This is a genomic window from Halomonas sp., from assembly GCF_041689495.1.
GTDB lineage: Bacteria > Pseudomonadota > Gammaproteobacteria > Pseudomonadales > Halomonadaceae > Halomonas.
On record NZ_JBDNGD010000103.1, the window covers coordinates 1 to 16,848 of the forward strand.

At 64.9% G+C, this 16,848-nt stretch carries 17 protein-coding genes and 2 pseudogenes; 8 read left to right on the top strand and 11 right to left on the bottom strand.

Annotated elements, in window-relative coordinates; all coding sequences use genetic code 11:
- Positions 1 to 144: 144 nt before the first annotated feature.
- A pseudogene (locus ACESMD_RS03225) lies at positions 145 to 381 on the bottom strand (transposase); the annotation flags it as partial.
- Here ACESMD_RS03225 and ACESMD_RS03230 point away from each other — a divergent pair.
- Positions 375 to 644: a WD40/YVTN/BNR-like repeat-containing protein gene (locus tag ACESMD_RS03230; RefSeq protein WP_372610269.1), complete on the top strand. Its 270-nt coding sequence runs from the start codon at positions 375 to 377 to the stop codon at positions 642 to 644. The pseudogene ACESMD_RS03225 and the gene ACESMD_RS03230 sit on opposite strands and share 7 nt — an antisense overlap.
- A gap of 69 nt (positions 645 to 713) precedes the next feature.
- The gene (locus ACESMD_RS03235) at positions 714 to 905 is read left to right on the top strand and encodes a WD40/YVTN/BNR-like repeat-containing protein (RefSeq protein WP_372610271.1); all 192 of its coding nucleotides are present in this window, start codon (positions 714 to 716) and stop codon (positions 903 to 905) included.
- Positions 906 to 1,058: 153 nt separating this feature from the next.
- Here the strand turns inward: ACESMD_RS03235 and ACESMD_RS03240 are convergent, their stop codons facing one another.
- On the bottom strand, positions 1,059 to 1,499 hold the full coding sequence (locus ACESMD_RS03240) for a DUF411 domain-containing protein (protein ID WP_372610273.1): 441 nt from the start codon (positions 1,497 to 1,499) through the stop codon (positions 1,059 to 1,061).
- 350 nt (positions 1,500 to 1,849) lie between these two features.
- Positions 1,850 to 2,329, bottom strand: a complete 480-nt coding sequence (locus tag ACESMD_RS03245; protein WP_372610275.1) for a helix-turn-helix domain-containing protein — start codon at positions 2,327 to 2,329, stop codon at positions 1,850 to 1,852.
- Positions 2,330 to 2,431: 102 nt separating this feature from the next.
- Between ACESMD_RS03245 and ACESMD_RS03250 the strand changes: the two genes are divergently transcribed.
- On the top strand, positions 2,432 to 4,552 hold the full coding sequence (locus ACESMD_RS03250; RefSeq protein WP_372610277.1) for a heavy metal translocating P-type ATPase: 2,121 nt from the start codon (positions 2,432 to 2,434) through the stop codon (positions 4,550 to 4,552).
- Between the two features lie 64 nt (positions 4,553 to 4,616).
- Here ACESMD_RS03250 and ACESMD_RS03255 read toward each other — a convergent pair whose 3' ends face one another.
- Positions 4,617 to 4,928 carry an NGG1p interacting factor NIF3 gene (locus tag ACESMD_RS03255; protein WP_372610279.1) on the bottom strand — a complete coding sequence of 104 codons (312 nt, stop codon included), beginning with the start codon at positions 4,926 to 4,928 and terminating at the stop codon, positions 4,617 to 4,619.
- 104 nt (positions 4,929 to 5,032) lie between these two features.
- On the opposite strand from ACESMD_RS03255, the gene ACESMD_RS03260 reads away from it, so the two are divergent.
- Positions 5,033 to 5,485, top strand: coding sequence for a fasciclin domain-containing protein (locus ACESMD_RS03260; RefSeq protein ID WP_372610299.1), 453 nt, complete (start codon positions 5,033 to 5,035; stop codon positions 5,483 to 5,485).
- A 110-nt stretch (positions 5,486 to 5,595) separates the two neighbouring features.
- On the opposite strand, the gene ACESMD_RS03265 is transcribed toward ACESMD_RS03260, so the two are convergent.
- Entirely contained in the window at positions 5,596 to 5,766 is a 171-nt protein-coding gene (locus ACESMD_RS03265; RefSeq protein WP_372610301.1) for a hypothetical protein, read from the bottom strand.
- Between ACESMD_RS03265 and ACESMD_RS03270 the strand changes: the two are divergent.
- Positions 5,720 to 5,872 (top strand): annotated as a pseudogene (locus ACESMD_RS03270) (sigma 54-interacting transcriptional regulator); the annotation flags it as partial. The gene ACESMD_RS03265 and the pseudogene ACESMD_RS03270 overlap by 47 nt on opposite strands.
- A 99-nt stretch (positions 5,873 to 5,971) precedes the next feature.
- On the opposite strand, the gene ACESMD_RS03275 reads toward ACESMD_RS03270, so the two are convergent.
- From ACESMD_RS03275 to ACESMD_RS03300, 6 genes are read right to left on the bottom strand one after another with little or no spacing between them, the layout of a single operon-like run.
- A complete protein-coding gene (locus tag ACESMD_RS03275; RefSeq protein ID WP_372610281.1) occupies positions 5,972 to 6,745 on the bottom strand; it encodes an ABC-type transport auxiliary lipoprotein family protein in 774 nt (257 codons plus the stop codon).
- Positions 6,742 to 7,680 carry an MlaD family protein gene (locus tag ACESMD_RS03280; RefSeq protein ID WP_372610283.1) on the bottom strand — a complete coding sequence of 313 codons (939 nt, stop codon included), beginning with the start codon at positions 7,678 to 7,680 and terminating at the stop codon, positions 6,742 to 6,744. The genes ACESMD_RS03275 and ACESMD_RS03280 overlap by 4 nt, the downstream gene beginning before the upstream one ends.
- 2 nt (positions 7,681 to 7,682) lie before the next feature.
- Positions 7,683 to 8,474, bottom strand: coding sequence for an ABC transporter ATP-binding protein (locus tag ACESMD_RS03285; RefSeq protein WP_372610285.1), 792 nt, complete (start codon positions 8,472 to 8,474; stop codon positions 7,683 to 7,685).
- Positions 8,471 to 9,595: an MlaE family ABC transporter permease gene (locus tag ACESMD_RS03290; RefSeq protein ID WP_372610287.1), complete on the bottom strand. Its 1,125-nt coding sequence runs from the start codon at positions 9,593 to 9,595 to the stop codon at positions 8,471 to 8,473. The genes ACESMD_RS03285 and ACESMD_RS03290 overlap by 4 nt, the downstream gene beginning before the upstream one ends.
- 59 nt (positions 9,596 to 9,654) lie before the next feature.
- Entirely contained in the window at positions 9,655 to 10,557 is a 903-nt protein-coding gene (locus ACESMD_RS03295; RefSeq protein ID WP_372610289.1) for an alpha/beta fold hydrolase, read from the bottom strand.
- Between the two features lie 21 nt (positions 10,558 to 10,578).
- Positions 10,579 to 10,719: a hypothetical protein gene (locus ACESMD_RS03300; RefSeq protein WP_372610291.1), complete on the bottom strand. Its 141-nt coding sequence runs from the start codon at positions 10,717 to 10,719 to the stop codon at positions 10,579 to 10,581.
- Between ACESMD_RS03300 and ACESMD_RS03305 the strand changes: the two genes are divergently transcribed.
- The 3 genes from ACESMD_RS03305 to ACESMD_RS03315 all read left to right on the top strand — a co-directional run bounded on the left by ACESMD_RS03305 (position 10,718) and on the right by ACESMD_RS03315 (position 16,656).
- Positions 10,718 to 12,175, top strand: a complete 1,458-nt coding sequence (locus ACESMD_RS03305; RefSeq protein ID WP_372610293.1) for a TolC family outer membrane protein — start codon at positions 10,718 to 10,720, stop codon at positions 12,173 to 12,175. The genes ACESMD_RS03300 and ACESMD_RS03305 overlap by 2 nt on opposite strands.
- A 90-nt stretch (positions 12,176 to 12,265) precedes the next feature.
- Positions 12,266 to 13,474 (top strand): efflux RND transporter periplasmic adaptor subunit, encoded by a 1,209-nt coding sequence (locus ACESMD_RS03310; RefSeq protein ID WP_372610295.1) that lies wholly within the window; start codon positions 12,266 to 12,268, stop codon positions 13,472 to 13,474.
- The gene (locus ACESMD_RS03315) at positions 13,471 to 16,656 is read left to right on the top strand and encodes an efflux RND transporter permease subunit (protein WP_372610297.1); all 3,186 of its coding nucleotides are present in this window, start codon (positions 13,471 to 13,473) and stop codon (positions 16,654 to 16,656) included. The genes ACESMD_RS03310 and ACESMD_RS03315 overlap by 4 nt, the downstream gene beginning before the upstream one ends.
- Positions 16,657 to 16,848 lie beyond the last annotated feature (192 nt).

The window sequence follows — 16,848 nt, forward strand, 5'->3', positions numbered from 1 at the left end:
AGGCGCTGAAACTCAGGAAGCGAGTGAGGGAACGGCAGATCGTCCCGCTCAAGTACGTCGATTGCCATGATCGGCCCACGTTCATGCAGATGCTCAAAATACTACCGGTAGTGGGCGGGTGTGACAACCGGATAAGCACGCCTGGTTGTACCAGGCGAAGTATCGCCCCAGTTCTTGCTTCAGGTGAGCCCCATCCTTGAAGGCCTTCAGGTACACGCACTCGTACTTCACGCTGCGCCAGAGCCGCTCCACGAAGATGTTGTCCTGGTAGCAGCCCTTGCCGTCCATGCTGATCTGAACACCGTGAGCCTCCAGAACGCTGGTGAAGGCCTGGCTGGTGAATTGGCATCCCTGATCCGTGTTGAAGATCTCGGGTGGGCCAGAGCTGGGAGCAGCGCTCGCCTGGCGTCGACGGCCTAGTGGACTTCCACCAGCTGACCGTCAGCGAGGCCGACCCGGACGTGCTGTATGGGGTCTATGCCGGCCGGCTGCAGGTCAGCCGTGACGGCGGCCATACCTGGGAGGTACAGGGGCCCGTGCCGGACGGGCTGGTCGGCCTGGCGGCTTCTGGCCGTGACCCTGAATACCTCTTTGCAGCGACCCAGACGGGTCTGTTGATGAGCCCCGATGCCGGCCAGCGTTGACGTCAGGCGCATCCTGAACGACGTCCCGTCAGCCTGGTGGTGGCTCACCAGGGAGAGCTTTATGCCTTCATGTTGGGCGTCGGTCTGCTGCGCACTGAGGAAGGCGCCCGTGACTGGCAGGTGGTGAAGCGAGATTGGGCAGAGCGCTATCTGATGCATCTGGCGGTGGATCCGGATGATCCCAGCCATCTGTTGGCGGCGGATGATCAGGGTCAGTTACTGCGCAGTTCCGATGGTGGCAAGGAATGGGCGGTGCTTTGATGCTGCGAAACCAAACCTTGTTCGAGTTATCTCCTGGCTTGCCTGCGAGTTCGAACTTGTGTCCAAATCTGTCCGCCTGAATTCATAGAATGCCAGCATTGCCCCGGCGAGTGCCGGGGCGAAGTCGTGATAGTCGACAAGCTCGACTGGTCCTCAAAGGGTCATGAAGGAGGAATCTTGCCGGTCGGTGAACTGATACACCTCATAGGGCGCCTGTTGAGGGCCGGGCATCCCGGGAGTGCCGATGGGCATGCCGGCCAGGCCGATACCATCGATGTCGGGTTGCTCTTCGAATAGCTTCTCGATGGCTGCCATGGGGACATGGCCCTCGATTATATATTCGCCTATCTCGATGGTATGACAGGACCCAAGGCCATAGGGAACGCCCGAGGCCTCCTTGATCTTGCCCAGTTCCACGTCGTCGATGATGGTCACTTCAATGCCCATATCCTCGAGGTGGCGGCCGTACCCGTCACAGCAGCCACATTGCGGGTTCTTGTAAAGGGTGGCTTCAGTCGGCATAGCAGCCTGAGCGGTAGTCGCGCCCAGCAACAAGGCACCGGAGAGAAGCAGGGGAGTGGTGTAACGGCTCATGAACGATCTCCATTGGAAGAGAAGAGGTACTTGACGAGAGAGAGGCGGTGCCCAAGCCTATGAGCATCAGGATCACCAGACGGTTCCTGATGCTATCGAGGGGGTCGTCGTTGGTCGACGGCTGACCATGAGGTTCTCCTGCCTGTGTCCCGGTGGCCCATGGTTGGTCTTGGCACCACGAATCAGGACACTTTAACGTCAAGATACCCATTCCTGAGCATCTTGCAACCTGTGTGCGGCACCAGGTTATCCCGGCGAGACTGGCTCTTGCCTCAGGCCTTGTTCATTCTCTTCTCAAGCCGAAACCCTGCTGCGTCAAAAACCATGAGTGAGACGGCCGAGCAGGGCGATCATCTGAGGTCGCCGGCGCCGCCATGTTCTTCTTCGCGCAGGCAGAGCCGATGGTCACCGAGGACTTCGATGATCCGGCAACTCTCGACCTTGCCACCGGCGCACTGGGTCACCATGCGCTCAAGCTCGTCGCGCAGCGCAGCGAGTCGCTGCAGCCGAGACTCCACCTCTTCCAGATGGTGCTTGACGAGGACATCGACCTCGTCACAGGGCATCTCCGGATGATCCGCCATTTCCAGCAACTCGCGCACGGCGTCGACGGAGAAACCGAAGTCCCGCGCGTGACGGATGAAGGTCAGCCGTCTGACGGCGTCTTCGTCGTAGCGCCGCTGGCCACCCTCGCTTCGTGAAGCGTCTCGCAACAGTCCGATGCCTTCGTAGTAACGCACCGTCTCCGGCTTGCAGCCGGTGCGGCGTGCCAGTTCGCCGATGCCGAGTATCCTGCCTGAGAGTGCTGAGCTTGCCGAGGAATCAGACATGATGACATCTCCGGATGAAGCGTGACGGTTACAGCCCTTGAACCTGTAGTTGCTACAGGGATTATGCTCTGGCCAAGGTAACGAATCTTGAGGAGCGACGCCATGAGCGAATCGACGCCTTCGGTCCTGACACTGCGAGTCGAGGGCATGGACTGTGGCGGCTGCGAGCGCAAGGTGGAGGCCGCGCTGGGTCGACTGGAGGGGGTCGAGGCGGTATCGGCCAGCTCGGTGACCGGCTCGGTGAAGGTCCATCCTCGTCAAGGGGCTTCTCCCGCTCGTGGGACGTTCGAGCAGGCCATCGGCGACCTGGGGTATGCCATTAAGTCCGATACCGCCTCGGCCCCCTCGACCTGGTGGCGCAGTGCCAAGGGGCGCCTGGTGCTGGTAGCCGGAACGCTGCTGGTGCTCGCCTTCGCCTGTCGGCTGGCCTGGCCCGCACTGGGCAACTGGCCTTTCGTTGCCGCCACCCTGGTGGGCCTGGTGCCCATTCTGCAGGCCGCCAGGCGGGCGCTGCGGGTACAAAACCCCTTCACCATCGAGATGCTGATGAGCATCGCTGCCCTGGGCGCGCTGGCCATCGGTGCCGCGGCCGAGGCCGCCGTGGTGGTGTTCCTGTTCGCCGTGGGTGAGTTGCTGGAGGGCGTGGCGGCCTCGCGGGCGCGACGCAGCATCTCGGCCCTGGCGGGTCTGACTCCGTCGACCGCGAGATTGATGGAGAATGGCGAGGTTCGCGAGGTGTCGGCTGCCTCGCTGCAGCCCGGGCAGCGGGTGCTGGTGCGCCCGGGGGACCGCGTGCCCTGTGATGGCCGCATCCTGGCCGGAGAGTCCGACCTCGATGAGTCACCGGTGAACGGTGAATCCTTGCCGCGGTCGCGAGCCCCCGGCGATGACATCTTCGCCGGAACGGTGAACCTCGACGCCGCCCTGGAGGTAGCGGTCACCCGTGGCGCCGAGGACAATACCATTGCGCGCGTCGTCCGCCTGGTGGAGGAGGCCCAGGCATCCAAGGCACCGGTGGCGCGTTTCATCGACCGTTTCGCTCGTTACTACATGCCGGCGGTGGTGGGCCTCGCCCTGCTGATGGCGTTGGTGCCGCCGCTGGTCTCGACCATGGCCTGGTCGGAATCGGTCTATCGTGCCCTGGCCCTGCTGTTGATCGCCTGTCCCTGTGCTCTGGTGATCTCGACCCCTGCGGCGATCGCCGCCGGTCTCTCGGCGGGCGCTCGCCAGGGGCTGCTGATCAAGGGTGGTGCAGTGCTCGAGCAACTGGGCAAGCTCAGGCTGATAGCGCTGGACAAGACCGGCACGCTCACCGCCGGTACCCCCAGGGTGACCGATGTGGAGGACTGGACGACGGGGCAGGGTGAGGGCGACATCCTGAGGCTCGCGGCGGCCCTGGAGCGCGACTCCAGCCACCCGATCGCCACGGCGATCCTGGCGCGCGCCGAGCAGCTGGGACTCTCCTCCACCGCAGTGAGTGAGGGTCGTGTCCTGCCCGGACGCGGGGTCGCCGGACGAGTCGAGGGGCGCGACCTTACCCTGGTTACGCCTCGTCATCTGGCGGCACTGTCGCTGCCTGACGGAGACTTCTCGCAGCGCATTGCGGCGCTGGAGCAGGCAGGCAAGAGCCTCGCGGTGCTGGTCGAGGGAGAGCATCCGCTGGGCCTGATCGCCGTCCGGGACGAGCCCCGCGAGGATGCCAGGGAAGGCCTGTTGGCTCTCGAGCGGCTCGGGGTCAGGACAGTCATGCTTAGTGGCGACAATGCCCGAACCGCTGCCGCTATCGGTGCCGCCCTGGGTATCGAGGCCCATGGCGAGCTGATGCCCGAGGACAAGGCCCAGCGAATCCGTGACTGGCAAGCCGCAGGGTACGGACCGGTTGGCAAGGTCGGTGACGGTATCAATGATGCCCCGGCACTGGCCGCAGCGGAGGTGGGTATCGCCATGGGCGGTGGCACCGACGTGGCGCTGGAAACCGCCGATGCAGCCCTGCTCAAGAACCGCGTCACCGGAATTGCCGAGCTGATCGACCTCTCGCGGGCCACGCTGCGCAACGTCAAGACCAATGTGGCGTTGGCACTTGGCTTAAAAGCCATCTTCCTGGTATCCACGGCACTGGGAATCACCGGCATGTGGATCGCCGTGATGGCGGATACCGGCGCTACCGTGTTGGTGACCCTGAACGCCATGCGGCTGCTGGGTTATCGCTTCAACGAGCGTTGAGGTATCGAGGAAGGCCCATGTCGAAGCTGAGCCCGTCCCTCACAGCGTCGCCAGCTTCCAGACATCACAGCGTCGCCAGCTTCCAGACATCATAGGCTGGCTCCTCGTAGGGATGGGCCAGTTTAAGGGAGGCGATGGCCGCCTGTATCTGGTCATCCTGGCAGACCAGTTCCACCTTGAGTTCTTCCACTTTTTCCAGATCCCCGACCCGGCCAATGTGCGGGTCGGCGCCTTGCAGCGGGCGGAACTGGCCGGTGCCGGTCGTCTGGAAACAGCAGGCCTCGTAATCGCCGATGCATCCCGCTCCGGTGGCAAAGACGGCTTCCTTCACCGCTTCGGCATCCTCCACGGGAACGAAGAACACGAACTTGTACATGGCTGACTCCTCTGGGTCATGACGTTGGATCATGCCCCATCTTCCCCATGAAAATGTCCATGTCCACCACGACTCTGTGGCTCGGTGCCGGCGTGACCAGCCTGATGCTGGCGGGTGCTGTTCAGGCCGGAAGCCATGACCAGACCCAGGATGATATTGTCGATACGGCGATCGCTGCCGGGCAGTTCGAGACCTTGGTGGCCGCCGTTCAGGCCGCAGGGCTTGTCGAGACTCTCAAGGGTGAGGGACCCTTCACCGTCTTCGCCCCCACCGACGAGGCCTTTGCCGCCTTGCCCGAGGGCACGGTCGAACAACTGCTGATGCCGGAGAACCTGGAGCAACTCCAGTCGATCCTTACCTACCACGTGGTTGCGGGTAACGTGATGGCAGAAGACGCCATGGGCCTGGACAGTGCCACCACCGTTCAGGGCCAGGACATCACCATTACCACCATGGATGGTAGCGTGATGATCAATGATGCCACCGTCATCCAGGCGGATATTGAAACCTCCAATGGCGTGATTCACGTCATCGATGGCGTCCTGATGCCCGAGTGAGCCGGAGTGTTCGGTGTGTGTGATTCGAGGTATCCGCCTGACACGGGATGACCTCGACGAAGATGAGTTTTACCCCGTCTTGCCGTCCTCAATGGGCGGTTTTTTTAGGTTCATCGCATTTTGCCGGGAAACGCGGCACGGATCTTCAGGAAGAAGTATTCCGTGTCGCGGTACCCGTAGGCCATCTGCTTGCGGGCCTTGGCGACGATCACCAGCCAGGCGATGCCGATGGAGATGCGCATACCGGTGAGGATCGTGGGTGCCGCCGCGGGCAGGACCACCTTTTTTCGCGTGCTCCAGGATCTGCAGTTCGAGCGGGTCGGCGATAACCGCACCCTTGAGGTGGACGTGCGGGTGATCGCCGCCACCAACCGCGAACTGGGCGAGATGATCCAGGCCAGCGACTTTCGCGAGGATCTCTATTTCCGTCTCAATGTCTTTCCGATCACCTCGGTGCCGCTGCGCGACCGCATCGAGGACGTGACCCTACTGGCGCGACATTTCCTGCTCCGTGCCTGCCAGAAGTTCAACCGGCCGGGCGTCAGGATCCCGCCGGCTCAGTTGGAGGTGCTCAAGCGTTACCCCTGGCCGGGTAATATCCGCGAACTGGAGAACGTCATCGAACGCCAGGTGATCGTGGCCCAGGGGCGTGAACTGGTCTTCGATGACCTCCTGGGTCCACTCGACCAGTTGGCGGCTCAGTGCCTCGGTGGCGCGGCCGAAGGCCGCCACCACGGCTTCGATGCTTTCGTCCCGGCTGGACACCACTACCTCGAAGCGCCGGCTCGCCAGCACTTCGCGGCTGCCCTCGTCGAGCAACTGGGCATCCAGACGGATCACCACCTCGGGGCGGCCGTCGCGGTAGCGGCTGTGGAAGGCACTCAGGTGGCTCGTCAGCGTGGCGTCGCTGCGGGCCCGGCTGGCATCGTCCACCACCGTGGTCAGGCGGCCGTCCAGGCGGAAGGCCTCGATCAGTGCGTCGCGCAGCAGCAGCGGGGCGTCGTCACGCCAGCGGGCGCCGGCGTAGGCCTGCAGTTCGCCTGGAGAGGGCATCACCAGCAGGCGCGGGCCATTCAGGGGAGAACCGGCACTGGGGGTGTCGACCCTCAGGGCCTGGTCCAGGGGCGCCTCCCGGGATGTCTCAAGAGTCGGCTCGGCCAGCATGAAGAGTCGCACCGGCTCACGCTCGGTCAGCAGGCTGCAGGCCGGCAGCAGGACCAGCAGCGACATGGCGAAATGCAGCAGGTAACGCGGGCTCATGGAGTGAATTCCTGGATCGAATCACGCCCCAGTAGAGCCTCGGCTGGGTTCTCCTCGAGGCGCCGAATCAGGCGGTTGAGGGCACGCAGGGCGGCGTGCAGTTCGCGCATGGCCGGGTCGAGCTCGCCTACGCCCTGCAGACCCCTGGCCAGCGAATCCTGGTGATTCTCGGTCAGGCGGTCCAGTCGAGTGGTGGTGGACTCCAGCGACTGCATGGCCCGGTCGGCCCGGGCCAGGATCTCCCGGCCCTCGGTATCGAGCAGCCTGGTGGCGGTCTCGCCCAGGCGGGTGAGGCTCGCCAGACCTTCCTCGGCCTGTGCGCCGGCCCGCCCGAAACCGGCCATCCCCCGGTCGATGACATCACGCTGGTCGACCAGCGTCCGGGAGATGACCTCGAGGTTGTCCAGAATCAGGGTCAGGCTCTCGGCATTTTCCTCGGAGAGCATCCGGTTGGCATGGGTCAGCAAGGTGTCCACCTGGATGAAAATCTCCTCGCTGCTGGAAAGCAGGGAGCTCAGTGGTGAGGGTTCGGCCTGGATCAGCGGCGGGTTCTCGCGATTGCCCTCCAGGCGGGAGCTGGCGGGTGTGCCGCCGAGCAGCTGGATGTTCATGCTGCCGGTGATGTTGGCCAGTGCCAGGCTGGCTCGGGTGTCCTGTTTGACGGGGATGTCGCTGTAGACACGGATCAGCGCGCGCACATGCCGCGGGTCCCGGGGGTCGAGGCGCAACTCGACCACGTTGCCGACATCGATGCCGCTGTACTGGACCGCATTGCCCTCGGCCAGCCCGCTGACGGCCCGGTCGAAGCCGACCTCGTAGTAGGCATAGTCACGGTCGACGCTGGACTTGCCGAGCCACAGGGCGAACAACAGGGCACCGCCCATGGTGAGGACCGTGAACAGTCCGATCAGTACATGGTGGGCGCGGGGTTCCATCGTCAGGCCTCCTTTCCGTCATGGGCCGCCCGATGGGCAGCGCGGCCCCGCGGCCCATGGAAGTAGTCGCGGATCCAGTCGTCGTCGGTGGCCTCCACCACCGCGAGACGGTCGGCCACCAGCACCCGGCGTTGCGACAGCACGGCGACCCGGTCGCAGACGGCGTAGAGGGTGTCCAGGTCGTGGGTGACCAGGAAGACGCTCAGCCCCAGCGCATCGCGCAGGGTCATGATCAGGCGATCGAAAGCGGCCGCGCCGATCGGGTCCAACCCAGCGGTAGGCTCGTCCAGGAACAGCACCTCCGGGTCCAGTGCCAGGGCGCGAGCCAGTGCCGCTCGCTTGATCATGCCACCTGAGAGCTCGGCGGGATACTGGCGGGCCGCCTCCCCGGGCAGGCCGGCCAGGGCAAGCTTGACCCGGGCCAGGCCCTCGGCATCGTGGCGGGTGAGTCCGGCATGCTCGATCAATGGCAGGGCGACATTCTCCGCCAGGGTCAGCGAGGTGAACAGGGCGCCACGCTGGAAGAGCACTCCGAAGCGGCGCTCCACCCGGGAGCGCTCGACCGCGGAGAGGCGCTGGAGGTTCTCCCCGAACACCTCGATGTTGCCGTCGCTAGGCCGCAGCAGGCCCACGATGCTGCGCAGCAGTACCGACTTTCCGGTGCCCGAGCCGCCCACCACGCCGAGAATCTCGCCCGGATAGAGGTCCAGGTCGAGCGCCTCGTGGACGCTGTGGCGGCCGAACCGGTTGGCCAGTCCACGGACCCGGATGAGCGGTTCCTGTGTCTGATTCACCAGCCCATCTCCATGAAGAAGAGGGCTGCGATTGCATCGAGCAGGATCACCATGAAGATCGACTGCACCACACTGGAGGTGGTGTGTTCGCCCACCGACTGGGCGCTACCGCTGACCTTGAAGCCCTCCAGGCAGCCGATCACGGCGACCAGAAAGGCGAAGAGCGGTGCCTTGCCCAGGCCGACCAGCATGTGGTTGAGCGGTATGTCGCGCTGCAGGATCGCCAGGAACTGTACGAGGGAGATGTCCAGCGCCAGGAGGCAGACCAGGGCGCCGCCGAGGATGCCGCTGAGCATGCCCACGAAGGTGAGGATCGGCAGGGTCACCATCATTGCCAGCACCCGCGGCATGACCAGTAACTCGATGGGGTCGAGCCCCAGGGTGCGGATGGCGTCGAGTTCCTCGTTGGCCTTCATGGCACCGAGCTGTGCCGTGAAGGCGCTGGCGGTGCGGCCAGCGAGCAGGATGGCGGCCAGCAGTACGCCGAACTCGCGCAGGAAGGCGAAGGCGACCAGGTTGACGGTGTAGATGGTAGCGCCGAAGTCGCGCAGCACGGTGGCGCCCAAAAAGGCGATCACGGCGCCCACCAGGAAGGTCAGCAGGGCGACGATCGGCAGGGCATTGAGGCCCGTCTGATGGACTTGGGCCACCACCGAGGTGAGCCGCCAGCGGCCTGGTCGCCATGAAATGACGACCAGAGTCGCCAGGACCTGTCCGATGAAACCCAGCAGCAGGCGCTGTTGCTGCCACAGCCCCTCGACACGCTGGCCGGTCTCGGCCAGGAAGTCCCGCACCGGCCGTGCCGGCCGCGGCTCCGGGGGGTGGCTGCCCGCCATGGCTTCGCCCAGGGTCCGCAGCAGGGCACGGCGTGTCGCCGGCAGGTCGGGTGCCCAGCGGTCGATGTCGGCGAGTCGATCGGCACCCACCAGTTCCGCCAGCAGGGAGGCACCGGCGGTATCCAGGGCGTCGATCCTCGACAGCTCGATCGTCTCGGTGCTGACGTCGCCACGATCGGCAATGCGACCGACCTCGCTGCTCAGGGTGGCGTAGTGCGCCAGGGTCCAGTTGCCCTGCACTTGCAGGCGATCGGCCTCGAGGGTGATGTTGCCGGAGGAGGACATGGAATCTCTCGAAGCATCATGAAGATCGATGGTAGCAGCTTGTTTACCCTGGCACGGGCTTACCCCGAGACCATTGCCTTGATCCGTTCCAGGGCGCGCTGCCAGAGACGATGACGCCTTGCATCAGCGTGGACTTCCAGGAACTCGGCGATGGGCACGACCTGGCTCTTCCGGTCGAGCATCGGGGCGTGGCCGCAGCCGGGCACCTCGAGGCTGACCAGGCCGGGCTGTGCTTCGGCCATGCGGGCCACGCTCTCGGCCTTGAGCAGTGGCGAGTCCTCGCCGCGGACGACCATCAGTGGGCAGCGGATCGCGGCCCAGTCGGCCCAGGTGTCCCTGGGAGTATCGTGGATGAATTGCTCACCGATGCGCGGATCGTAGTGGTAGGTCCAGCTGCCGTCCGGAAGGCGGCGGGCGCTGCCCTGGGCAAGCCGCCGCCAGGCCGCGTCGCTGTCGATGCCGAAGCCGGTGTAGTGGCGCCTGAGCTCGACCTCCAGGTCGCCGAAACGGCTGAAACGATGGGGCACGCCGAAGTAGGTGGCCAGTTCCGCCAGGCCGTCGGGGTCGAGTTCGGGGCCGACGTCATTGAGGATCAGTCGCTCGATCCGTGCGGCGGTGTCGGGTTCCGCAGCCAGCAACATGCCCAGCAGTCCGCCCATGGAGGTGCCCAGCCAGGGCACCGTCTCGAGGTCGAAGTGGTCGAGCACGGCCACTGCGACTTCCCTGTAGTGGTCATACAGATAGTGTTGGTGGGGGACCAGGGACCAACCTGAGAATCCTCGCCCCGGGGTATCCGGCGCAAGGATTCGCCAACCGGGGCCGAGTTCGCGGGCGAGGTCGGCAAAGTCACCCCCGTGGCGTGCCAGGCCGTGCCAGGCGACCAGAGTGCGGGTGGCCTCGGGGTGCCAGATGCGCACGGCGATTTCCATGTCGCCGACCCTGATCAGTTCAAGGACGTCCATGAGGCGTTCTCCATCCATCGGCTATTGCATGGCAGCATAGCGGAGTTTCTCGCGCAGTTCGCCAGGAAGAGTGTTTTCCTGATGGCTGGCTGCTGGATTAGCCACCGCAACATGCGACAAGGTATGTAAAATGATCCCTTCAGCCACCGAGGATGAAATCATGATGCGTCCCACCCCCCCCTGCTCCCTCGCCAAGCGGCAGGTCCGCCGTGCCCTGCTGCCGGCATTGATCGCGTCGGCCTTCGCTGGGCCCCTGCAGGCAGCTGATTTGTTGACCATTACACGCGATGCCCTGGATAACAATGCCGAGCTGGCCGCGGCCCGGTCACAGACGAGCAGCGTCGAGGCGGGGCGGGACGTGCAGCGTGCTGACCTGCTGCCCCAGGTCAATGCCTCGGCGGACGTGACCCACAATCGCCAGTATCAGGCCCAGAGAGGTGCGGGCGCAGTCTCCGGGAGCGGGACGGCCGGGGACGACCTTTACAATACGGCCAGGCTCAGCCTCGAGGCCACTCAAGCGCTTTTCGACGCTCGCAATGCGCGTGAGGTCGAGCAGGCCGAGCGACAGATCGACCAGCAGACCTACCAGCTGGCCGCCACCGAGCAGCAGGTGCTGATCGACATCTCCTCGGCCTATTTCGAGATCTTGCGTGCCTACGAGGTGCTGGATGCGCGGCGTGCCCAGGAGCGTGCCATCGGTCGCCAGCTGGAGCAGGCCCGCGAGCAGTTTGAGGTGGGGCTGATTGCCATCACCGAGGTCGAGGAGGCCCAGGCTGCGTTCGACCAGGCGCGTGCGGAGCGCATCACGGCACAGAGCAGCCTGCAGGTCAGCTTCGAGGCGCTGGAGCGCCTGACCGGCCATCGCTATCCCAGCATCGATTCGCTGGGTGATGAGATGCCGATACAACCGCCGACCCCTGACGACCGTGATCAGTGGGTCGAGCTGGCCATAGAGAACAATCCTCTGGTGCTGGCCAGCCAGGCCGGCGTCGAGGTCTCGCGCAGCAGCGTCGACGTGGCCCGTGCCGAGCGTCTGCCGACCCTCAATGCCTTTGCCAACTACCAGCTCAACGATAGTGACAGCGATGTGGTGGAAGGGCACAACTCTGTGAGTCAGGTCGGTGTGCGCGCCAGCCTGCCGCTCTATACCGGGGGGCGCACCCAGGCGAGCATTCGCCAGAACACCTACCAGCTGGAGGCCAGCCAGTACGACTTCGAGGACCAGCGCCGCGATACTGTGCAGCAGGTTCGGTCGCTCTTCACCCAGGTCAGCAACGATGTCTCTACGGTGGAGGCCAGGGCCCAGGCCATCGTCTCCAACCAGAGCGCGCTGGACGCCACCCGTGCCGGTTACCAGGTGGGCACCCGCAACATCGTCGATGTGCTCAATGCCGAACAGAACCTCTCCGACGCCGTCGCCGACCATGCCAGCGCCCGGTATGACTATGTGATCAATCTACTCAGCCTGCGTCAGCAGTCGGGGACCCTGGACGTGCGGTCCGTGGAGGAGGTCAATGCCTGGCTGGACGGTGGAAGCGTCTCCTTTACCCTGCCCGAGGACGCGGGTGATCATGACGCCGCCATGCAGATCGGTGAACCGCCGCGTCTGGAGGAGTAAGGGTCACGACGGGGAGTTGATATTTACATCCATACAAGTATGAATGTAAAATTCCTCACCCTTGACACAAATACCGGATCGGCAGGCACCATGAAAACGATTTTCTCCAACGGTCGGGAGACCTTTATGGTCCTGGCCGCTGGCGTATTGCTGGCGGCGTGTGGCCAGGAAGAGCCGTCGCAGCAAGCAGCGGATAGCCAGGAGCGTCCCCCCCACCCGGTCGAGGTCGTTGCGATCGGGGTTCAGGATATCCCCCTCGAGAAGTCCTATCCCTCACTGTTGCGCAGCGACGACGAGGTAACCCTGGTGGCCCGGGTGACGGGTTTCCTGGAGGAGCGGCACTTCGAACCCGGCCAACTGGTGGAAGAGGGACAGACGCTCTATACCATCGAGCCCGACCTCTACCGGGCCACGGTCAACCAGCGCGAGGCTGACCTGCAGAGCGTCAGGGCCGAGCTTTCCAGAGCCCAGCGCGATGCCCAGCGTTTCGAGCAGTTGCTCAGCCAGAATTCGGTCAGCCGCCAGCAGTACGATCAGGCGCGTGCCGAGCTGGGTATCGCTCAGGCGGGTGTCGCCCAGGCCGAGGCCGCCTTGGCCAGGGACGAGATCGATCTCGGCTATACGCAGGTGAATGCACCCGTGGGTGGCATGATCGGCCTCTCTCGGGTCAACCTGGGTAATCTGGTCAGCCCGGGACTCGAGCTGGCCACCATCACCCCCCTGGACCCATTGGAGGTGCGCTTCCAGCTGCCCCAGCGAGATGCCTTCGAATTGAGGCGCCAGCTCGAGGATCAGCCCCTCTCCGAGATCACGGCCATTCTCCAGGTGTCGGCCTTGCAGGACAGCAATGGCGAGCCGTTGAAGGGGCACCTGAATTTCCTGGGGTCGCGGGTCGACGAAGCGACCAGCACCGTCCAGGCCACCGCCAGATTCGATAATCCGCAGGCTCAGGTGCTGCCCGGCCAGTTCGTGCGCGTACGAATCGAGGGGCTGAAGCGGTTCGAGGTGCTGGCGGTGCCCGAGATTGCCATCGGCCAGGGGCTGATGGGCCCCCAGGTGTTCGTGCTCGACGAGGAGGGCGTGGCCCGTACCCGCACCGTGGAGCTGGGCGAGGTGGCCGGTCCCTGGCAGATCATCCGCGATGGTCTGGAGGTCGGCGAACGGGTGGTGGTCGGCGATCCGTCCGGCATCGAGCCGGGAACGGCTATCGAGCCGCTGCCCTTCGATGGCCAGGCCGGCGAGATCGTCGAGGCGGTCGAGCAGGCCGAGGCCGAGGCGGGCGAGGACGACGCCTCATGAGCTTCTCCAACTTCTTCATCAAGCGGCCGATCTTCGCCACGGTGCTGGCGATCATCCTGACGCTGATCGGGGTGATGAGCATGCGGGTGCTGCCGGTCGAGCAGTACCCCAGCGTGGTGCCGCCCACAGTCTCGGTGCGCGCCCAGTTCCCCGGCGCCGACGCCGAGACGGTGGCCCAGACGGTGGCCGCCCCCCTGGCCAAGGCGATCAACGGCGTCGAGGACATGCTCTACATGACCTCGACCAGTGCCGACAACGGTTCGATGCAGCTGCAGGTGGCCTTCAACATCGGCACCGACGGCGACATCAACACCATCAACGTCAACAATCGGGTGCAGGGCGCGCTGTCGCAGCTCCCCGAGGCAGTGCAGGCCCAGGGCGTGACGGTGGAGCTGAGCTCCAGCTCGATCCTGATGCTGGTGGCGCTGATCTCGCCGGAGGGTGACTACGACCGCACCTATATGCAGAACTACGCCACCCTCAACGTCCTCGACGAGCTGCGCCAGGTTCCCGGTGTCGGCAATGCCGAGGTGCTGGGCGGTGGCGAGTTTGCCATGCGCATCTGGATGGACCCGGACAAGCTGGCCCAGTATGACCTGACGCCCACGGAAGTCGCCCGGGCGATCCGCGCCCAGAATACCGAGGTACCGGCGGGCAGCCTGGCGGCCACGCCCCAGAGTGATCCGCGGGCCTTCAGCTATACCATCACCGCCGGCGGGCGGCTCAGCGACGTCGACGACTTCCGCGAGATCTTCCTGCGCACCAACCCGGACGGCTCGGCGCTGCGGCTGGATGACGTGGCGCGCGTCGAGCTCGGCGCCTCCTCCTACGGCGTGGATGCCCGTCTTAACGGCGCCGCCATGTCGCCGATCATCATCAATCAGCAGCCCGGGGCCAACGCCCTGGAGACGGCCGAGGCGGTCAAGGCCACCATGGCCGATCTGGAGGGGCGTTTCCCGCCCGGGCTCGAGTATGTGGTGCCCTACGACACCACCCTGTTCATTGATGCCTCGGTGGAAACCGTGCTCAAGGTCTTCGTCGAGGCCTTCCTGATCGTCATCGTGATCCTGTTCATCTTCCTGCAGAACTGGCGCTTCACGGTGATCGCCATGTCGGTGGTGCCGGTCTCGGTGCTTGCCACCTTCGCCGGTTTCTTCGCCTTCGGCTTCTCCATCAACCTGCTGACGCTGTTTGCCCTGGTGCTCTCCATCGGCATCGTGGTGGACGACGCCATCCTGGTGGTGGAGAACGTCGAACGGGTGCTCAGCGAGGACGAGTCGATATCGGTACGGGATGCCACCATCCGTGCCATGCGCGAGGTCGGTGGCCCGGTTATCGCCACCTCGCTGATCATGGCCGCGGTCTTCGTTCCGGTAGCCTTCCTGGGCGGCTTCACCGGCCAGATCTACCAGCAATTCGCCCTGACCGTGGCGATCTCGGTGGCCTTCTCTGCACTGATGGCGCTGACCTTCACACCGGCGCTAAGTGCCATCTTCATCAAGCACAAGCCCCAGGGTGGCGAGTCGTCGCTGAAGCGGGCCATCCAGACACCGTTCCGCCTGTTTGATCGCCTCTTCGCCGCCATTACTGCCGTCTACCTCTGGGTGGTCAAGGCGCTGGTGCGCTTCTGGGGCCTGGCACTGCTGTTCACCGCCCTGGTGATCGGCGGCTCCTGGTGGCTCTACCAGAACACACCATCGACCCTGGTGCCGGAGACTGACCAAGGCATTGTGCTTGCCAGCGTGCAGCTGCCGGACTCCGCCTCCCTGGCGCGCACCCAGGACTACATGGCCGAGCTGAGCTCGCGCATCGAGGAGATCCCGGGGGTCAGCTACGTGGCGGCGGTCGCCGGCTACGACATCCTCTCCAGCGCGGTGAACACCGCGCGGGGCGTGATGTTCATCAACATGGCGCCCTGGGGGGAGCGTGAGCTCACCGCCGAGGGGCTGGTGGGGCAGGTGATGCAGCTGGGGGCCCAGGTGCAGGGTGGCTCGGCCATGGCCTTCAACATGCCGCCGATCATGGGACTCTCCACCACCGGCGGCTTCACCGGCTATCTGCAGTCCTTCGAGGGCGCTACCCCTCAGGAGCTTTTCCAGGCCTCGGTTCAGGTGATGCAGGCGGCGGGCGAGAACCCGGCACTGAAACGCGTGTTCACGACCTTCAACGTCAACGTGCCGGGCTACCGGGCCGAGATCGACCAGCAGAAGGCACTGAGCTATGGCGTGGCGCTGCAGGACCTGAACGCCACCCTGTCGAACACCTTCGGCAACGGTTTCGTCAATTTCTTCAACTACCAGAACCGCAATTTTCAGGTCTACCTGCAGAACGAGGACGAATTCCGCAAGACCCCGGACGACATCAACAATGTCTACGTGCGAGGCGGCAACGGCGAGCGGATCCCGCTCTCGGAGTTCGTGACCCTCGAGCGCCAGGCCAAGCCGGCGGTGGTGTCGCGCTTCGGGGTCTATCTGGGTGCCCAGTTCCAGGGCGGCCCGGCGTCGGGCTACAGCTCCGGCCAGGCGGTCGCCGCCATGGAGCAGATCGTCGAGGAGCAGCTCGGCGACGGCTGGGGCATGGGCTGGACCGGCACCGCCTACCAGGAGACCCAGATGGGCAGCACTGCCACACTGGCCATCGTCTTCGGCCTGCTGATGGTGTTCCTGATCCTGGCGGCCCAGTACGAGAGCTGGTCGCTGCCGCTGGCGGTGCTCACCGCGACGCCGTTCGCCTTCCTCGGCGGCATCGGCGGTATCGTGCTGCGTGGGCTGGACACCAGTGTCTACGTGGAGATCGGCATGCTGGTAGTGGTGGGGTTGGCGGCCAAGAACGCCATCCTGATCGTCGAGTTTGCCGAGCTGCAGCGCAAGGAGCAGGGCAAGTCGATCCGCGAGGCGGCCATCACCGCCGCCCGGCTGCGCTTCCGGCCGATCGTCATGACGTCCCTGGCGTTCATCTTCGGTACCCTGCCGCTGGCGCTGGCCACCGGCGCCAGCGCCACCAGCAGCCACCACATCGGCACCACCGTGGCGGTGGGCATGGCCACGGTGGCGGTGCTGGGCAGCTTCTTCGTACCGAGCTTCTACGCCATGATCGCGGCGGTCTCCGACTGGCTGCGCCGTAAGCTGGGCAGCCAGAAAACCCATGGACAGCAGCCGGCGCTGGAGAGTGATTCGCACTGACCCGGTGCTGATCGGACACTGACAGGCACCACTCCCTGCGGGAGTGGTGCCTTTTTTCGTGCGCCAGGCATGGCGCGCAGCGCCTGACTGGCGCTGTTCCCGAGGGTGGTATCTCGGGATGACTTGGGGGTGAAAGTCCCCTGCACGCCCGGCAAGGGGAAGTGCTAGCCAACGGCAAGGGTGTCTCTCGCG